The following is a 17226-nucleotide window of genomic DNA, read 5'->3' as shown; positions in this document are numbered from 1 at the left end:
AGGGCTCAATTCGGCCCGCTCTACTAGAATTAGCCTCGAGGCTCCAGTCTGGACTGAGAGGACGGCATGACCAATCCTAATAACGCCACCATTACTCTGGTGCACCGGGTACGGTTCGTGGACGGCCACGGACTGACCATTCCTACTTTCCGCTTGCTGAAAGACGATGGCCACCTTTATGCGGACGCCAGTGCCCCTGACATTGATAAAGAACAGGCCCTGGCCATGTATCACAGTATGCTTGCTACCCGGCTGCTGGATGAGCGCATGCTGGCGGCCCAGCGTCAGGGGCGTATCAGCTTTTACCTGCAAAGTCTGGGCGAAGAAGCCCAGGCCGTGGCCAGTGCCGCCGCGCTGGATCCGCAGGATATGATCCTGGCGCAGTATCGTGAGCAAGGGGCCTTACTGCACCGGGGTTTTCCCCTCGATCAGGTAATGGATCAGTTGTTTGCCACTGAAGACGATCTGGGCAGAGGGCGGCAGATGCCGGTGCACTACGGTAGCCGTGCGCTGAACTTCATGACCATCTCTTCACCGTTGGCCACGCAAATCCCCCAGGCCACGGGGGTGGCCTATGCTCAGCGACTGGCAGGTGAGCAGGCCATTACCTTGTGCTATTTCGGGGAAGGGGCGGCTTCGGAAGGCGATTTTCACGCCGGCCTCAATATGGCGGCGGTGCTGAAAACGCCGGTGATCTTTTTTTGCCGTAATAATGGCTATGCCATTTCCACCCCGGCCAGTGAGCAGTTTGTGGGGGATGGTATTGCCAGCCGCGCCGTAGGGTACGGTATTCGCACCTTGAGGGTAGACGGTGCCGATGCGCTGGCGGTTTATGAGGCCACGCGTCAGGCCCGGCAACTGATGCTGGAAGAATCCCAGCCGGTGTTGATTGAAGCCATGTCTTACCGGCTGGGAGCTCATTCTTCGTCGGACGACCCCAGCGGCTACCGCTCGAAGGCAGAAGAGGAACGCTGGCGCAAACGGGATCCTGTTGGCCGTTACCGGTTATGGCTGCAGCATCAGGGCTGGCTGAGTGAAAATGAGGATCGCCGCCGTTCAGATGCATTGCGCCGTGACATACTGGAGACCATGAAGCAGGCTGAAAAAAAACCAAAACCGCCGCTGGAGAGCCTGATTGAAGACGTTTATTACCGTCCGCCGGCCCGGTTGAAGCGTCAGCTTGAACAACTGAAACAGCAGCCGGGTACGCACGCCGGGCCTGAAGCAGACAAGCAGGGAGGTGCGCGGTGATGAAGCAGATGAACCTGTTGCAGGCGGTGAATAATGCACTGTTGCTGGCCATGGAGCGGGACAGCAGCGTATTGTGTTTTGGTGAGGATGTCGGTCATTTTGGTGGCGTGTTCCGGGCTACCAGTGGCCTGCAGGATCGGTTTGGTGGCGAGCGCTGTTTTAACACCCCTCTCACCGAGCAAGGCATAGTGGGCTTTGCTAACGGTCTGGCCGCCAAGGGGCTGAAGCCGGTGGCTGAAATTCAGTTTGCCGATTATATCTTTCCCGCCTTTGATCAACTGGTGAATGAAACCGCCAAGTTCCGTTATCGCTCCGGCAATGAATTCAATGTGGGAGGTCTGGTGGTGCGGGCTCCTTATGGCGGCGGCATTGCCGGCGGTCATTATCATAGTCAGTCTCCGGAAGCCTATTTTGTTCATACCCCCGGTCTGCGGGTGGTAGTGCCACGGGGGCCGGTACAGGCCAAGGGGCTGCTGCTGGCGGCTATAGACTGTCCGGATCCGGTGATCTTTTTTGAACCCAAGCGGCTGTACCGGGCAGCGGTGGCTGAGGTAGACGAAGGGCTTTATCAGCTGCCTCTGGACAAGGCGGAGGTGGTCCGGGAAGGCTCGGATATTACCTTGCTGGCCTGGGGAGCCCAGATGGACTATCTGAGCATGGCGGCAGATCTGGCTGAGCAAGCAGGCATTTCCTGTGAAGTGATCGATTTGCAGACCCTGTTACCCTGGGATGAAGACACGGTGGTGGCCTCGGTGCTGAAAACCGGCCGGCTGCTGATAAGCCACGAGGCCCCGCTTACCGGCGGCGTGGGGGCGGAGATTACCGCCACCGTGCAGGAACGTTGTTTTTTATACCTGGAAAGCCCCATCGCCCGGGTATGCGGCCCGGACACGCCCTTTCCGCTGGCGCTGGAAAAGCACTATATGCCGGATCAACATAAGATTTTTAATGCCATTAACGCCACCATCAACTTTTAGGAGTGCGGTATGAAGAAGGACTTTTTTCTGCCGGATATCGGCGAAGGCATAGTGGAATGCGAGCTGGTGGAATGGCTGGTGACCGAAGGTGAGCGGGTGGAGGAAGATCAGGCCATCTGCGATGTGATGACCGACAAGGCGCTGGTGCAGATCCCGGCAGTACACGCCGGCACCATCAGCCGGCTATATGTCAAAAAGGGGGAGATGGCTAAAGTGCATGCGCCGCTGTTTGAAATGGCATTGGCAGAAGCAGAGAAGGACGATGCCGGCGACTGTACGAATGCCGACCAAGAGCATGCTGAGCCGGCATCAGACATCGGTGTCGGAGCGGTCATCAGTGAACCCGCCTGCGCTCCCTCCAGCGAGAACCGGGCCGTGGCCAGCCCTGCGGTGCGTCGGCTGGCCCGGGAGCACAATGTGGATTTAACCGATGTTCCCGGCTCCGGTGACAAGGGGAGGGTATACAAGGAAGACGTACAGGCCTGGCTGCAGGCGCAGAGCTCACCGTCCCGCCGGTCGTCATCCTGGCGTGAACCCGTCACCGGGGTGCGCGCTGCCATGGCACGACATATGAGCGCCAGCCTCGGCATTCCCCGTTTTACCTTTTGCGAAGAGTTTTACCTGGATGAACTGATGGCGCTCAAGCAACAGCTTGCCGGTGAGTTTGAGCAGCAAGGGGTCAAGCTGACCCTGCTTCCGTTTTTTATCAAGGCGCTGTCACTGGCGTTGTCGGACCATCCGCTGCTGGGGGCCAGGCTGGAGGAAAACGGCCAGACCCTGGTATATGAAGACGGTCATCATGTGGGGGTGGCGGTGGATACACCGTCCGGCCTGCTGGTGCCGGTGCTGCACCATTGCGAAGACAAATCGTTGCTGACCCTGTCACGAGAGCTTCAGCGTCTGTCTGCGGCTGCCCGGGCTGGCCGGCTGACACAGGGGGAGCTGCAAGGCGCCACCATCAGTCTGTCCAATATCGGTATGCTGGGCGGGACCGTGTCCACGCCGGTGGTGACTCCGCCTCAGCTGGCCATTGCTGCCATGGGCCGGCTGCAGCGGCTGCCCCGTTTTGATGAACAGGATCAGGTGGTGGCCAGACAGCTGATGACCGTGTGCTGGTCGGCGGATCACCGGGTGATAGACGGTGCCACCCTGGCCCGTTTCAACCGTTGCTGGCAGGACTATCTGGAGCAACCCGGGCGTATGCTGGCCCGGTTGCACTAGCGGAAGCGGTGTCTGTCGGCCATGGATGTGCTGGGCAATTTTTATATTCCCGAAGAACAGTCGGTGTATCTGCTGAGTGCCAATGATGCGCAAAAGCTGAAAGACTGGATTGCCCTGTGCATTACCGAACTGGAAAAGCTCGGCTATCGCGATATCAGCCTGGCGGGCAAAGGTGTCTATGGTTTTACCTTTGCCGGTACCGGGGAGCAGGGGCAGCAGATCGCGTTTAAATTTTCCCGTATTGATTTGCCAGCCGCGGTGCGTGAGCGGTTGGAGGAAGAAGCTTATATGCTCTCCTGTGTCCGACACCCGTTGATCCCGGACTATATCGCTTATGCGTTACGTGGCCGTCAGGGCATTTTGCTGATGAGCCGGGCCGAGGGAGAGGATCTGGATCATTACAGCCTGCACCGGGGACGGCTGTCGGCCCGGGAAGTGATCGACATTGCCGCCCAGCTGGCGGACATTTTGCGCGCTCTGCGCCACCACCGGAAAAGCGGAGAGCCGGCCCCCGTGGTGCACGGTGATATCAAGCCGTCCAACATTGTCTATGATGCAGCCAGCGGCAATATCAGCCTGGTGGACTGGGGCTCATCGGTGTTTGCCCAACTGGATGCCGAGGGTAACTGGGTCGGTGCTCAGGGTCTGGCGCTGCTGTCGGGCGATCTGCAGCAATCCAATGCCCGTATGGGAGATGTGTATTTTATCGGCCCCGAACAACTGGCCGGTGCTCTGTCCAGCCCCCGTTTTGATGAGCAGGGAGTAGCGGGTACCCTTTACGCTCTGGCTTCGGGTCAGGCCTGCCGTTTCGGCCGCAAGGCCATGCCGGCGACCAGTCTGGGGCTGCCAAAAGAGTTTGCCCTGCTGCTTGATGCCATGCTCGGTGATGATGCCGGGGGCCGTCGTCGGGCCGGTGATTACTGGCTGACGGCCATGCCCCGGCTGAAGCGGCTGGTCTTGCCCGAGTTGCCGCTGTTTGATGATACTCCGCTGTTACCCGTGTGGCAGGGTAGCGGACGAGGGATCGAAACCGTGGTGTATTCCTCACGCAAGTCGTTTCTGCGTGAGCACAGCGAGCGGGAAGATATTCAGCAGGTGGCCGATGCTCAGCTGGAGCGCTATTACAAACAATATCTGGAAGGAATGGGGGAAACGGAAAAGGCCTTTGTGGCGGCGGTGAGCCGGCTGGGCCACTATCCGGTCATGGGCGGGCTGGCCATTCACTGGCATGAGCAGGGCCTGGATATTGACTCCAGCCTGAATCTGTACGACAGCACACTGTTGCCGGCCTTTGCGCTTGCGGTCAACAATGTCGTTGCCCTGGCCCGGGCCATTACCAAAACCGGTATTTTCAAAGCCTGCCTGTTTAATGCCCGTAATACCCTGCATTTAAGTCGCAGCGGGCCGGATACGCCTTTTTTGCCGCAGGAAAATACGCGCATTCCCTATCGTCTGGCTGATCGGCCCGATACCGGTGCAGACCGCCAGCCGCACTCCTATTTTGAGGATGGCCGGGATCCGGATGAGCAGCTGGTGTTGCCCGGCGAAATCATGGCGGTGATCGCTCGGCTGAACCATATTCACCACAGTGGCTGCATTATTTTTGAAGTGACCGGGGATCACCTCAAGCTGCACAGTTACTACCGGTTGCTGGATACCGCAGCCGAGGCCGAATTCGCGGCGCTGCTGGCGCAAATTGTTGAGCATATTCCGTTGATTAAAGATCAGGGGGTGGGTGGTTTTATGAAGTTGCCCTTTAAAAATACCCGTCACTTCAGTCACCAGCCGGTGCAGCCCGACTGCTTTTATCCTGCCAATCCCAGAGCCTGGCGTAATACGTAATGCTGGAGTTGCGGGTAAAAGCCGAGAAAGGCCTGTTCAAAGTCGGCGTAATGCTGTTCCAGCACCGGGCGGCAATGGGGCAGGGGGGTGGGCCGTTTAAAACGGCGGTCGATGCGGGACAAGGCGGTGATGATGCCGTCAAACTCCCGGTAATACAGCAGCAGCCCGTTTTGTTTCATGCGTGATACCAGCCGGACCATGGCCTCGGGCCAGTACCGATCAGGCTGCAACCCGGCATGGATCTGCTGTACAAAGGTATCGAGCGGCAGAGTATGGTAGCGGCACCAGTGCCGGGCCAGAAAATGATCAAACATCATGTCGGTGATAATACCACCAAAGCGGCGAAAGGGCGGTGGCAGGGCCTGTACCCGGCTGGCGTGCAGGGGGTGCGCATCGGTAAAACTGTCTATGCGCCGGTGCAGAATAATGCCGGTCTGAAGCGCCGCCGGCAGGGAGGCGTCGACGGTACCCCGGGCATACTCCCCCAGCAAGGCACCGGCCGGGCTGGTATTGCTGATATCGGCCAGGTGCAGGTGAGCCAGATAGTTCATTCAGCTCGGTGAATCGTCACGATATGCCGGGGCACCGGTTGCAGCCTGAAGCTCATCGAGTTCGCTGAGATCGGGAGCCTCGTCCCGTTCATCCAGCTGGTTGTCGAGCACTTCCAGCAGATGAATTGCAACGGCAATAAAGTCGCTGTCGGTCACAATACCCACCAGTTTTCCCTTGTTCACCACCGGCAGACAGCCGTATTTATGTTTTTGCAGATACAGCGCAGCTTCACGAATGCCGGCATGGGGGCTGACGGTGGTCACGCCGGTGATCATGATTTCCGACAGCCTGTGCTGTTCCAGAAACTGACCATTGCGCCCCTGCTCCAGGCTGGACTCCTGTGCCGCCAGAATATCCCGCTGGCTGACCAGACCAATCAGCGCCTCGTTTTCTATTACCGGAAGATGACGAATATGGTGGCGTTGCATCAGGGTGCGGGCTTCGGCCAGGCTGGCGGAAGGAGACAGCCCCAGAACGCGGGATGACATGATCTCGGAAACAATAGCGGGCATAGTTGCTCTCCTCTTTTTATATCAAGATAGCTCAACCCGGTGCGTGAGTAACCTGACCAGGATCACGTCAGAGGCAAAGATTGTCGGGTGTCGTATCCGGTTGCCGGATTAGTTCAACGTCGAATTGCCTTGATCCCTCGGGATGCGCTCACTAGACTAGCGCTCGTCTGACACAGAGGTAGTTATGCAGGTCCAAGATTTTTCCTTTGAGCTTCCCGATGAACTTATTGCCCGTCACCCTATGGCCGAACGTACCGCCAGCCGATTGCTGCAGCTGGACGGTAACACCGGGAACCTGGTTCACGGCAGCTTTGGCGATATTCTGGATCTGATTAATCCCGGCGACCTGCTGGTGTTTAACAATACCAGAGTGATCCCGGCACGGCTGTTTGGCCGCAAAGCCAGCGGCGGCAAGCTGGAAGTACTGGTAGAGCGTATGCTCGACGATAAGCGGGTGCTGGCTCATGTGCGTGCCTCAAAGGCCCCTAAGCCCGGGACTGAGCTGATTCTGGAGCCTGACGTCAAGGCCACCATGGTGGCCCGTCATGATGCGTTGTTTGAAATCGAATTTGACGATGCGCGTACCGTACTGGAGATCCTGGAAAGCGTCGGCCATATGCCGCTGCCGCCTTATATTGACCGGCCCGATACGGATGCTGACAAGGAACGCTACCAGACCGTGTATAACGAAAAGCCCGGTGCGGTGGCGGCCCCCACGGCCGGTCTTCACTTTGACGAGCCATTGCTGGCCCGGTTAAAGGAAAAAGGGGCTGATCTTGCCTTTATCACGCTGCATGTGGGCGCTGGCACGTTTCAGCCGGTACGGGTTGATAATGTGCTTGAACATAAAATGCACGCGGAATATATCGAAGTTCCCGCCGATGTGGTGGCACAGATTGAAGCGACCCGGACCCGTGGCGGCAGGGTGATTGCCGTGGGCACTACTTCGGTACGTTCACTGGAAAGCGCGGCTCAGGCCAGTCTGGCTGAAGGTAAAGCACTGGCTCCTTTCTACGGTGACACCAATATCTTTATTTACCCTGGCTACCGCTTTCAGCTGGTGGACGCCATGGTCACCAACTTCCATCTGCCGGAGTCGACCCTGATCATGCTGGTCAGCGCCTTTGCCGGACAGGATCATATTATGGAGGCCTACCGCCAGGCGGTGGCCGAACGTTATCGTTTTTTCAGTTACGGTGACGCCATGTTTATTACTAAGCAACAAGCTTAACTGCGACCTGGGCAGAGGGACGGGTCCTGAACCCCGGTCGAATCAAGTCAGCGTCGGACTGTTTCTCCGGCCAGTGAGGTAAATGATGAAATTTGAACTGGATACCACAGATGGCCGCGCCCGCCGGGGCCGGCTGATCTTTGATCGGGGCGTGGTAGAAACACCGGCGTTTATGCCGGTGGGTACCTATGGCACTGTTAAAGGCATGACTCCGGAAGAAGTTGCCGCCACCGGTGCCCATATTCTGCTGGGCAATACCTTCCACCTGTGGATTCGTCCGGGTCAGGAAGTGATGAAAATGCACGGTGATCTGCACGACTTTATGAACTGGCAGGGCCCCATTCTCACGGATTCCGGCGGCTTTCAGGTATTCAGCTTGGGTGATATCCGCAAGATCACCGAAGAAGGCGTGCATTTCCGCAACCCGGTTAATGGCGACAAAATCTTTCTGTCTCCCGAAGTGTCCATGGAGATCCAGTATGATCTGGGCTCCGATATCGTGATGATCATGGACGAGTGCACTCCGTACCCGGCGACCTGGGAAGAAGCCAAAAAGTCGATGGAAATGTCTCTGCGCTGGGCCAAACGATCCCGGGATCATTTCGACAAGCAGGGCAACAAGAACGCCCTGTTCGGCATTATTCAGGGCTCGGTATATGAAGACCTGCGCGATCAGTCTCTGGAAGGGCTGCTGGACATCGGCTTTGACGGCTACGCCGTGGGTGGCCTGGCGGTGGGCGAACCCAAGCATGAAATGCACAAGGTGCTGGAGCATACCTGCCCGAAAATTCCTGCCGACAAACCCCGTTATCTGATGGGCGTGGGTAAGCCGGAGGATCTGGTGGAAGGAGTGCGCCGGGGGGTGGATATGTTTGACTGCGTAATGCCTACCCGTAACGCACGTAACGGCCATCTGTTTACCACCGATGGCGTGGTGAAGATCCGTAATGCCAAACACAAGACCGACACCGGCCCGTTGGATGCCGATTGCGATTGCTATACCTGCAAGAATTACTCCCGCGCTTACCTGTATCATCTCGACAAGTGTAACGAGATTCTGGGTGCGCGTTTAAACACCATTCACAACCTGCGTTTTTACCAGCGGGTGATGGAAGGTTTACGGGGAGCCATTGAGCAGGGTAAATTAGACGACTTTGTAGCAGAGTTTTATCGCCGGCAGGGTAAACCCGTGCCATCGCTTGATAACAGCGATACGGAACACGGCGAAGAACAGTAACAGTTTTTAACCATAAACGAGGAAACTGCAAGAATGGATATTATCTCCAGTGCTTACGCCCAGGGTGGCGGTGCCGCCGGTGGCGGTATGGAAATGATTATCATGCTGGTTGTATTCGGCCTGATTTTCTACTTTATGATTTTCCGCCCCCAGTCCAAACGGGTCAAAGAGCACAAGAACCTGATGTCTTCCCTGAGCAAAGGTGACGAAGTGCTGACCAACGGCGGTCTGGTAGGTAAAATTGCCAAGATCTCTGCCGACAACGATTACGTGGTTCTGAGCCTGAGCGAGCAAAGCCAGGTGACCATCAAGAAGGACTTCATTACTGCCGTCCTGCCTAAGGGCTCCATTCAGTCCCTCTAATTCTTTCCTGTCGAGGAGCACAGCGTGTTGAATCGATATCCGCTGTGGAAATACTTGATGGTGGTCTTCGTGATCACCATCAGTTTTCTTTATGCAGCACCCAACCTGTTTGGTGAAGATCCGGCGCTTCAGGTGTCCGGCAGCCGTGGTACTCAGGTTTCTTCCGATATTCTGGTCAAGGCCCAACAAAGCCTCAGCCAGGCTGGCATTGATGTCAAAAGTGCCGCCCTGGAAAATGACCAGCTTCTTATTCGTTTCCGTAATACTGATGATCAGCTGAAAGGCAAGGATTTGGTGGGTGAGGCCCTGGGTGATGATTATATTACCGCCCTGAACCTGGCTCCCTCTACTCCCGCCTGGCTGGAAGCCATTGGTGCCGGTCCGCTCAAATTGGGTCTGGATCTGCGCGGTGGTGTGCACTTCCTGATGGAAGTGGATATGGACGAAGCATTAAGCCGTGTGCAGGAGCAGACGGTGCAGGATTTCCGTACCGAGCTACGCCAGGAGCGGTTGCGCTATACCGGTGTGCTGAATCGTGACGGTGGCACTCTGGTCATGTTCCGCGATGCTGATACCCGCAATAAGGCCATCAGCCATTTGCGCCAGCGTTATCCGGAGCTGGAGTTTACCACCAAAGACAACGGTGACAGCTTTGGCCTGCAGGCGGTGATGAGTGAACAGCGGCTGAAGGAAGTAAAGGAATACGCCCTGCAGCAGAACATCACCATTATCCGTAACCGGGTGAATGAGCTGGGTGTAGCTGAGCCGCTGGTACAGCGTCAGGGTGCAGACCGTATTGTGGTGCAATTGCCCGGTATTCAGGACACTGCCCGCGCCAAAGAGATTCTGGGTGCCACCGCGACGCTGGAGTTCCGTCTGGTGGATGAACGTGCCGATGCCGCTGCGGCAGCGGCTGGCCGGGTCCCCCCGGGGAGCGAGTTGTTCAGTGATCGTGATGGCCGCGCCGTGGTATTGCAAAAGCGCGTGATTCTGACCGGCGAGCATATCGTTGATGCCAACTCCGGTATGGATGAATTCAGTCGTCCCCAGGTGAACATCAGTCTGGATGCCCCGGGTGGCAGCCGTATGGCTGACTTTACCAAAGATAATGTGGGCAGAGCGATGGCAACCGTATTCACCGAATACAAGCCTGCTGATGAGCCTGGCAAGGATGGCAAGCCAGCCCTGCGTAAAGAGCAGGAAGTGATCAACGTGGCTACGATTCAGTCCCGACTGGGGCGTAGCTTCCGCATCACTGGTATTGACTCCATGGCCGAAGCACAGAACCTGGCGCTGCTGCTGCGGGCCGGCGCGCTGATTGCGCCCATTCAGATTGTGGAAGAGCGGACCATTGGCCCGAGCCTGGGCCAGCAAAACGTGGAAAACGGTCTGATGGCCATGATCTACGGACTGCTGGCGGTGGTGCTGTTTATGAGCATTTACTATCGCAAGTTTGGCCTGGTCGCCAACCTGGCGTTGCTGGCCAACCTGGTGATCATCATCGGTGTGATGTCGATGGTGCCGGGGGCAACCATGACGCTGCCGGGTATTGCCGGTATCGTGCTTACCATTGGTATGTCAGTGGATGCCAACGTGTTGATCTTTGAACGTATTCGCGAAGAATTGCGAGACGGTCGCAGTGTTCAACAGGCGATTCATATGGGTTATGAAAAGGCCGTTGGTACCATTGCCGATGCCAATATCACGACCTTCCTGACCGCCATCATTCTGTTTGCGGTGGGCACTGGCCCCATCAAGGGCTTTGCCGTCACCCTGATGATTGGCATTCTGGCCTCTATGTTTACCGCCATTGTCGGTACCCGGGCCCTGGTCAACCTGTTTTGGGGCGGTAAGCGTCTCAACAAGCTGTCGATATGAGGAGATTGAGCGATGTTTGAAATCCTCAAGACCAAAGAGCCGCTGCCGTTTATGCGCTTCTCCAAGGGAGCCACTGCGTTCTCGCTGGTGCTGATTGCCCTGTGCTTTTTCAGTCTGGCTACCCGTGGCCTGAATTGGGGCCTGGATTTTACCGGTGGCACCGTGGTGGAAGTGGCGTTTGAACAGGTGGTAGAGCTGGATGAGGTGCGTGGTCAGCTGGATGGGGCCGGCCTGAATGGTGCCACTGTGCAGCATTTCGGCACCAGCCGCGACTTGCTTATCCGCATGCCGCCTCAGGATGGCGCCAATGTTCAGCAACAGGGCGATGCGGTAATTGCCGCCATGCAGCAGCTGTCAGCGGATGCCGAGATGAAGCGGCTGGAGTTTGTCGGCCCGTCTATCGGCAAAGAGCTGGCTGAGCAGGGGGGGCTGGCCATTTTGGTAGCGCTGCTGTGTATTCTCATTTACGTGGGGATACGGTTTGAGTGGCGACTGGCGTCAGGTGCTGTGCTGTCACTGGCTCACGATGTCATCATCACCCTGGGCGTATTTTCCTGGCTGCAGATTGAAGTGGATCTCACCATTGTCGCGGCATTGCTGACGGTAGTGGGTTACTCGCTCAACGATACCATAGTGGTGTTTGACCGGGTGCGGGAAAACTTTCGCCGGGTACGTGAGACCACCACGGCCAGGGTATTTGACGAGGCGATTACCGATACGCTGAGCCGGACCCTTATCACCTCGGCTACGACGCTGGTGGTAGTGGTGGCGCTGTTTATGAAGGGCGGAGCCCTGATCCACGGTTTTGCCACGGCACTGCTGCTGGGTATTGGTTTCGGTACCTATTCGTCCATTTATATCGCCAGTGCCTGGGCCATGCTGCTCGGGGTGACGCGGGAGCATATGCTCCCGCCTCCGGTGGATAAAGAAGGGGCGGATCAGGAATCCCTGATGTAAATGCCACATATCAAAAAGGAGCCTTCGGGCTCCTTTTTTGTTTTTAAGCCCTTTATCGTGATTGATTGCATTTGCAGCATGACAAACGCGCTGCAGCTGCATAACATGGTGGGATAGAAAAAGACAAGTTCGGAGCCTACTTGAAACACAGATTCTTGCCCGGTGCGATGGCCCTGCTGGGGTTGGTGCTGACCGGTTGCAGTACGCCCAAGGTGGTAACACCAACGCTGGTGTTACCGGTGCCTATGCAGGTTTCCTATCAGAGCGAATTGGGTATTGCCCGGTTGGGGCAGATGCTGAATGCGCCGGGTCTGACCCCGGAGCAAAGGGCCGAGCTGTTTTTTCAGCGCGGTGTGGTGTTTGATAGAGTGGGCTTGCGGGCCATGGCCCGGCTTGATTTTAACCGGGCGTTGCGTGAGCAGCCAGATTTTGCCGACGCTTATAACCTGAGCGGGGTTTACCTGACCCAGAATCAGGAATTCGATGAGGCCTATGAATCTTTTGATTCCGCGCTGGAACTGGCACCGGACTACGTGTATGCCAACCTGAACCGGGGCATTGCCCTCTATTACGGTGGCCGGCCGGAGCTGGCCGCGCGGGATCTGAAAGTGTTTCTTGATGCAGAGCCGACGGACCCTTACCGGTTGTTGTGGTGGTATCTGGCCCGGCAAAGCGTGAACGCCGGCCAGGCGCTGGAAGAGCTGGCGCAATACCGTGAACAATATGGTACCGAGGAGTGGGCCTGGGACATTGTGGATGTTTACCTTGGCCGGCTGACACCGGAGGCGCTGCTTAACCGCATTGCGGAGCAGAGCCAGGATAATCAGGAGTTGGCGGAAATGCTGTGTGAGGCCTACTTTTACCTGGCCAAGCAAGCCCAGTATCACGACCAGCCGGAGCAAGCCGAGGTTTACCTTAAACTGGCTCTGGCCACCAATATCTACGATTTTGTCGAGCACCGTTATGCCCTGCTGGAGCTTGATCTTATTGGCCAGCAGGCCCGACTTACCCGCTGATAACCAGAACCCCGGCGCGGGGTTATCCGTTGACGTCCAGGGCAGCGGGTGACGGCAGCCATTCCATGCCGGGCTGCTGGTTCCAGTAACTAGCGGGAGCCGAGCTGCCAAGTCCCCGTATTTTCCGCTTCGGCAAAACCTGCTCGATCGGCTGGAACCTTCGTGTCAGCCGCACTGGTGTCGCCAGCTGCTGGAGGGGATGGCCAAGGTACTATAGCAGGCTGAACGCCAGCTCGATGGTAAGGGCGGTGGGCGTAAGGATAAAACCTGACCCTCTTACATGACTGTGTTAAAATCCTGCGCCTTAAGCGCAACGGAAACAAAGTCAACATGCTTGAGCAAGTACGTATCGTGCTGGTAAATACCTCCCATACCGGCAACATCGGCTCCGCCGCCCGGGCCATGAAAACCATGGGCCTGAGCGATCTCTGCCTGGTCGATCCTGTCACCCCGCCTGATGGTCAGTCGGTCGCCCTCGCTGCCGGTGCCAGTGATATTCTGGCCAATGCCCGCACCGTGTCTACGCTGGCTGAGGCCGTGGCTGATTGCGGCCTGGTGATTGGCACCAGTGCCCGTTCCCGCACCTGGTCCTGGCCCATGCTCAATGCCCGCGAAGCGGGAGAGAAAGCGATGGTGGAAGCATCCAAGCACAAGGTGGCTCTGGTATTTGGCCGGGAGCGCACCGGGCTGACCAACGAAGAGTTGCAGCAATGCCACTATCATGTGGCCATTCCTGCCAATCCGGAGTACAGCTCACTCAATCTGGCGATGGCGGTACAGACCCTGAGCTATGAAGTACGCATGGCCTGGCTGGCCGGAACCCAGGAGCAGCCGGTGGTGGAAGATTACCCGCTGGCGTCGGATCTGGAACGGTTTTACGGGCATCTGGAACAGACCCTGCTCGACACCGGCTTTATTATCAAGCCGCACCCGGGACAGGTGATGACCAAACTGCGCCGGCTGTTTAACCGGGCGAGGCCGGAAGATCATGAACTCAATATTTTGCGCGGCATTCTCACCTCGGTCCAACGGCTGGGACATCGTAAAAATGCGGAATAACCCACCATTTCACTCGGTTAAATACTTGACTGAAACACTCGGGTATGACAACCTGACGCCATGTTCGAAAACGGTTTAATTTCATGAGACTGACATCGAAAGGGCGTTATGCAGTGACCGCCATGCTGGATGTGGCTTTGCATGCCAATGACGGCCCGGTATCCCTGGCCGATATTTCCGAGCGGCAGGGCATTTCCCTCTCTTACCTTGAACAGCTGTTTTCCCGCCTGCGCAAGCAAGGACTGGTAAGCAGTGTACGAGGCCCGGGTGGGGGGTATCTGCTGGGTCTGGAGGCCGGTGATATTTCCGTGGGTGCCGTGATTGCCGCCGTGGATGAGTCGGTTGATGCCACCAAGTGCCAGGGCAAAGGTGATTGTCAGAGCGGCAATCAGTGCCTGACCCACTCACTGTGGTGTGCCCTGAGTGAACGGATCAGCAATTTTCTTGATGCCATTACCCTGGCGGAGTTGGTCAGCCAGAACGAAGTCCGGCGCATATCCGGACAGCAAGACAAACACCTGAGCATGCTGAACCTGGGAGATAGCCAGGAACAGGCTGTGAGCGTTAAAGTTCAACTTTAAAATGTCGATGACAAGACTGCCGAAAAGGGCAGCGTTGTAACGGAGAATATGATGAAACTGCCCATTTATCTCGACTATGCGGCTACCTGCCCGGTAGATCCGCGCGTTGCCGAAAAAATGATGCAATACCTGACGCCGGATGGCTTTTTTGGTAACCCGGCTTCCCGCTCCCACCGGTTTGGCTGGCAGGCGGAAGAGGCGGTAGATATCGCCCGTAACCAGATTGCTGATTTGATCAACGCCGACCCGCGGGAAATCGTATTTACCTCCGGTGCGACCGAGTCTGACAACCTGGCCATCAAGGGAATTGCCCATTTCTATGGCAAAAAGGGCAAACACATTGTTACCTCCAAAACCGAACACAAAGCGGTGCTGGATCCCTGCCGTCAGCTGGAGCGGGAAGGCTATGAGGTTACCTACCTGGAGCCTCAGCCCAATGGTTTGTTCACTCTTGAGCAGATTGAAGGTGCCCTGCGCGACGATACCGTGCTGGTGAGCATCATGCATGTGAATAACGAAACCGGTGTTATTCAGGATGTGAAGGCCATTGGTGAACTGTGCCGCAGCCGCAAGATTATGTTCCATGTGGATGGTGCCCAGAGTGCCGGTAAAATTCCGCTGGACGTGCAGGACATGAATATCGATCTGTTGTCCATGTCGGCCCACAAAATTTATGGTCCCAAGGGTATTGGCGCCCTTTATGTCTGCCGCAAACCGCGGGTTCGTCTGGAAGCCCAGATGCACGGTGGCGGGCATGAGCGCGGTATGCGCTCCGGCACCCTTGCAACCCACCAGATTGTTGGTATGGGCGAAGCCTTCCGCATTGCCAAAGAAGAAATGCAGGCCGAAGGCGAGCACATTCTGGCTTTGCGTCAGCGCCTGTTCAATGGCCTGAAAGACATTGAAGAAGTGCATGTCAATGGTGACCTGGAACAGCGGGTACCCGGCCTTCTTAATATCAGTTTCGCCTACGTAGAAGGTGAATCACTGATGATGGCTCTGAAAGATCTGGCGGTATCCTCCGGTTCAGCCTGTACCTCTGCCAGCCTGGAGCCGTCTTATGTACTGCGGGCCCTGGGACTGAACGACGAACTGGCGCACAGCTCCATTCGCTTCAGCATCGGCCGTTTTACCACGGAAGAAGAAATTGATTACGCCATTCGTTTGGTGAATGAGTCCATCGGGCGCCTGCGCGAAATGTCTCCGCTGTGGGAGATGTTCAAAGATGGTGTAGACCTGGACAAAGTAGAATGGGCACACCATTAAGGTGTTAACGGATTGCGAGAGGAATTGAATCATGGCTTACAGCGAAAAAGTAATTGATCACTACGAAAACCCCCGTAACGTCGGCGGTTTTGACAAAAACGACCCCAGCATTGCGACGGGTATGGTTGGCGCGCCCGCCTGTGGCGACGTGATGAAACTGCAGCTGAAAATCACTGAAGAAGGCATTATTGAAGATGCCAAGTTCAAAACGTACGGCTGTGGTTCGGCCATTGCCTCCAGCTCGCTGATCACCGAATGGGTAAAAGGCAAGAGCCTGGACGAAGCTGCCAGCATCAAGAACACCGATATTGCCGAAGAGCTGGCATTGCCGCCGGTGAAGATCCACTGCTCCATTCTGGCAGAGGACGCGATCAAAGCGGCCATTGACGATTACAAAAAGAAAAAGAACCTGGCGTAACGGAGTTATTATGGCGATCACCATTACCGACTCGGCCGCCCAGCGGGTGCAGGCTTTTATTAACAACAGAGGCAAAGGCATTGGCCTGAGGTTGGGGGTGAAAACTTCCGGCTGCTCCGGGCTTGCTTATGTGCTGGAGTTTGTGGATGAGCTGTCCGAAGGCGATCAGGTGTTCGAGCATGGCGAGGTCAAGGTGATCGTCGACAGCAAGAGCCTGGTTTACCTGGATGGCACCGAACTGGACTTTGTTAAAGAAGGACTGAACGAAGGCTTCAAGTTCAACAACCCCAACACTACCGGGGAATGTGGCTGCGGCGAGAGCTTTAACGTTTAAGGAAGACAGCATGAACTACTTTGAGCTGTTTGGCCTGCCGGCACAGTTCCGGCTTGACGGTGAGGCGCTGGCACAGGCCTACCGTCAGCTGCAGACCCGGTTCCATCCTGATAAATTCGCCTCCCGCCCTGAGCGGGAGCGCCTGCAGGCGGTACAACAGGCCGCCCGCATCAACGACGCTTTTTCTACCCTGAAAAATCCCCTCGGCCGGGCCGAATATCTGTTATCGCTGCAAGGCGTGGATATTCGGGGCGAGCAGCAAACCCTGAAAGACCCCATGTTTCTGATGCAGCAAATGGAATGGCGTGAGCAGCTGGAAGATATTCCTGCTGCCGGCGACGTGTTTGCTGCCATCATGGCGTTTGATCGGGAGCTGAAGCAGGCTTCTGACGATTATTACGGTGAGCTGGAACGACAGCTGAACACCGGTGATTGGGAGCCGGCCGCCGACACGGTCCGCAAACTGAAATTTATGGCCAAACTGCACGCCGAACTTGAGCGGGTAGAAGACGCGCAGCAGGAATTCTGAAT

The 17226-nt window shown here is 56.6% G+C and carries 18 protein-coding genes; 16 read left to right on the top strand and 2 right to left on the bottom strand.

Going from position 1 to position 17226, the window contains the following annotated elements; all coding sequences use genetic code 11:
• Positions 1-66: 66 nt before the first annotated feature.
• The 4 genes from B6S09_RS01390 to B6S09_RS01375 are packed head-to-tail and all read left to right on the top strand — an operon-like array spanning position 67 to position 5291.
• Entirely contained in the window at positions 67-1251 is a 1185-nt protein-coding gene (locus B6S09_RS01390) for a thiamine pyrophosphate-dependent dehydrogenase E1 component subunit alpha (RefSeq protein ID WP_094276703.1), read from the top strand.
• The gene (locus B6S09_RS01385; RefSeq protein ID WP_094276702.1) at positions 1251-2228 is read left to right on the top strand and encodes an alpha-ketoacid dehydrogenase subunit beta; all 978 of its coding nucleotides are present in this window, start codon (positions 1251-1253) and stop codon (positions 2226-2228) included. Before B6S09_RS01390 ends, B6S09_RS01385 begins: the two co-directional genes overlap by 1 nt.
• Before the next feature lie 9 nt (positions 2229-2237).
• Entirely contained in the window at positions 2238-3449 is a 1212-nt protein-coding gene (locus tag B6S09_RS01380) for a 2-oxo acid dehydrogenase subunit E2 (RefSeq protein WP_094276701.1), read from the top strand.
• Positions 3450-3470: 21 nt separating this feature from the next.
• Positions 3471-5291, top strand: coding sequence for a protein kinase domain-containing protein (locus B6S09_RS01375; protein ID WP_094276700.1), 1821 nt, complete (start codon positions 3471-3473; stop codon positions 5289-5291).
• Here B6S09_RS01375 and B6S09_RS01370 read toward each other — a convergent pair.
• Both B6S09_RS01370 and B6S09_RS01365 read right to left on the bottom strand, forming a co-directional pair.
• A complete protein-coding gene (locus B6S09_RS01370; protein ID WP_094276699.1) occupies positions 5255-5842 on the bottom strand; it encodes an acyl carrier protein phosphodiesterase in 588 nt (195 codons plus the stop codon). The genes B6S09_RS01375 and B6S09_RS01370 overlap by 37 nt on opposite strands.
• Positions 5843-6355, bottom strand: coding sequence for a CBS domain-containing protein (locus B6S09_RS01365; RefSeq protein WP_094276698.1), 513 nt, complete (start codon positions 6353-6355; stop codon positions 5843-5845).
• 184 nt (positions 6356-6539) lie between these two features.
• Here B6S09_RS01365 and queA point away from each other — a divergent pair, with 184 nt between their 5' ends.
• From queA to hscB, 12 genes are all read left to right on the top strand, one after another.
• Positions 6540-7586 (top strand): tRNA preQ1(34) S-adenosylmethionine ribosyltransferase-isomerase QueA, encoded by a 1047-nt coding sequence (queA, locus tag B6S09_RS01360; protein WP_094276697.1) that lies wholly within the window; start codon positions 6540-6542, stop codon positions 7584-7586.
• A gap of 85 nt (positions 7587-7671) precedes the next feature.
• Positions 7672-8823 (top strand): tRNA guanosine(34) transglycosylase Tgt, encoded by a 1152-nt coding sequence (gene tgt, locus B6S09_RS01355; protein WP_094276696.1) that lies wholly within the window; start codon positions 7672-7674, stop codon positions 8821-8823.
• 33 nt (positions 8824-8856) lie between these two features.
• The gene (yajC, locus tag B6S09_RS01350) at positions 8857-9186 is read left to right on the top strand and encodes a preprotein translocase subunit YajC (protein WP_094276695.1); all 330 of its coding nucleotides are present in this window, start codon (positions 8857-8859) and stop codon (positions 9184-9186) included.
• A 24-nt stretch (positions 9187-9210) separates the two neighbouring features.
• On the top strand, positions 9211-11064 hold the full coding sequence (secD, locus tag B6S09_RS01345) for a protein translocase subunit SecD (protein WP_094276694.1): 1854 nt from the start codon (positions 9211-9213) through the stop codon (positions 11062-11064).
• A 12-nt stretch (positions 11065-11076) separates the two neighbouring features.
• The gene (gene secF, locus B6S09_RS01340) at positions 11077-12021 is read left to right on the top strand and encodes a protein translocase subunit SecF (protein ID WP_094276693.1); all 945 of its coding nucleotides are present in this window, start codon (positions 11077-11079) and stop codon (positions 12019-12021) included.
• Positions 12022-12161: 140 nt separating this feature from the next.
• Positions 12162-13037, top strand: coding sequence for a lipoprotein NlpI (gene nlpI / locus B6S09_RS01335; RefSeq protein ID WP_280522710.1), 876 nt, complete (start codon positions 12162-12164; stop codon positions 13035-13037).
• A gap of 330 nt (positions 13038-13367) precedes the next feature.
• On the top strand, positions 13368-14096 hold the full coding sequence (gene trmJ, locus B6S09_RS01330) for a tRNA (cytosine(32)/uridine(32)-2'-O)-methyltransferase TrmJ (protein ID WP_094276691.1): 729 nt from the start codon (positions 13368-13370) through the stop codon (positions 14094-14096).
• Between the two features lie 83 nt (positions 14097-14179).
• Positions 14180-14677, top strand: a complete 498-nt coding sequence (gene iscR, locus B6S09_RS01325; RefSeq protein ID WP_094276690.1) for a Fe-S cluster assembly transcriptional regulator IscR — start codon at positions 14180-14182, stop codon at positions 14675-14677.
• 51 nt (positions 14678-14728) lie between these two features.
• A complete protein-coding gene (locus B6S09_RS01320; protein WP_094276689.1) occupies positions 14729-15943 on the top strand; it encodes an IscS subfamily cysteine desulfurase in 1215 nt (404 codons plus the stop codon).
• A 31-nt stretch (positions 15944-15974) separates the two neighbouring features.
• Complete coding sequence (iscU, locus tag B6S09_RS01315) at positions 15975-16361, top strand: Fe-S cluster assembly scaffold IscU (protein WP_094276688.1); 387 nt, start codon at positions 15975-15977, stop codon at positions 16359-16361.
• A 10-nt stretch (positions 16362-16371) separates the two neighbouring features.
• Positions 16372-16695 carry an iron-sulfur cluster assembly protein IscA gene (gene iscA, locus B6S09_RS01310; RefSeq protein ID WP_094276687.1) on the top strand — a complete coding sequence of 108 codons (324 nt, stop codon included), beginning with the start codon at positions 16372-16374 and terminating at the stop codon, positions 16693-16695.
• A gap of 10 nt (positions 16696-16705) precedes the next feature.
• Positions 16706-17224: a co-chaperone HscB gene (hscB, locus tag B6S09_RS01305; protein WP_094276686.1), complete on the top strand. Its 519-nt coding sequence runs from the start codon at positions 16706-16708 to the stop codon at positions 17222-17224.
• The last annotated feature ends 2 nt before the right edge of the window (positions 17225-17226 follow it).

This window comes from Oceanimonas baumannii (assembly GCF_002245495.1).
Lineage (GTDB): Bacteria > Pseudomonadota > Gammaproteobacteria > Enterobacterales > Aeromonadaceae > Oceanimonas > Oceanimonas baumannii.
This window is presented reverse-complemented; position numbering and strand designations above follow the sequence as displayed.

What these genes read in the sequence shown, in the direction of transcription:
- B6S09_RS01390 (WP_094276703.1), top strand. Translation starts at nt 67, where the DNA reads ATGACCAATCCTAATAACGCCACCATTACTCTGGTGCACCGGGTACGG.
- B6S09_RS01385 (WP_094276702.1), top strand. Translation starts at nt 1,251, where the DNA reads ATGAAGCAGATGAACCTGTTGCAGGCGGTGAATAATGCACTGTTGCTG.
- B6S09_RS01380 (WP_094276701.1), top strand. Translation starts at nt 2,238, where the DNA reads ATGAAGAAGGACTTTTTTCTGCCGGATATCGGCGAAGGCATAGTGGAA.
- B6S09_RS01375 (WP_094276700.1), top strand. Translation starts at nt 3,471, where the DNA reads ATGGATGTGCTGGGCAATTTTTATATTCCCGAAGAACAGTCGGTGTAT.
- B6S09_RS01370 (WP_094276699.1), bottom strand. Translation starts at nt 5,842, where the DNA reads ATGAACTATCTGGCTCACCTGCACCTGGCCGATATCAGCAATACCAGC.
- B6S09_RS01365 (WP_094276698.1), bottom strand. Translation starts at nt 6,355, where the DNA reads ATGCCCGCTATTGTTTCCGAGATCATGTCATCCCGCGTTCTGGGGCTG.
- queA (WP_094276697.1), top strand. Translation starts at nt 6,540, where the DNA reads ATGCAGGTCCAAGATTTTTCCTTTGAGCTTCCCGATGAACTTATTGCC.
- tgt (WP_094276696.1), top strand. Translation starts at nt 7,672, where the DNA reads ATGAAATTTGAACTGGATACCACAGATGGCCGCGCCCGCCGGGGCCGG.
- yajC (WP_094276695.1), top strand. Translation starts at nt 8,857, where the DNA reads ATGGATATTATCTCCAGTGCTTACGCCCAGGGTGGCGGTGCCGCCGGT.
- secF (WP_094276693.1), top strand. Translation starts at nt 11,077, where the DNA reads ATGTTTGAAATCCTCAAGACCAAAGAGCCGCTGCCGTTTATGCGCTTC.
- trmJ (WP_094276691.1), top strand. Translation starts at nt 13,368, where the DNA reads ATGCTTGAGCAAGTACGTATCGTGCTGGTAAATACCTCCCATACCGGC.
- iscR (WP_094276690.1), top strand. Translation starts at nt 14,180, where the DNA reads ATGAGACTGACATCGAAAGGGCGTTATGCAGTGACCGCCATGCTGGAT.
- B6S09_RS01320 (WP_094276689.1), top strand. Translation starts at nt 14,729, where the DNA reads ATGAAACTGCCCATTTATCTCGACTATGCGGCTACCTGCCCGGTAGAT.
- iscU (WP_094276688.1), top strand. Translation starts at nt 15,975, where the DNA reads ATGGCTTACAGCGAAAAAGTAATTGATCACTACGAAAACCCCCGTAAC.
- iscA (WP_094276687.1), top strand. Translation starts at nt 16,372, where the DNA reads ATGGCGATCACCATTACCGACTCGGCCGCCCAGCGGGTGCAGGCTTTT.
- hscB (WP_094276686.1), top strand. Translation starts at nt 16,706, where the DNA reads ATGAACTACTTTGAGCTGTTTGGCCTGCCGGCACAGTTCCGGCTTGAC.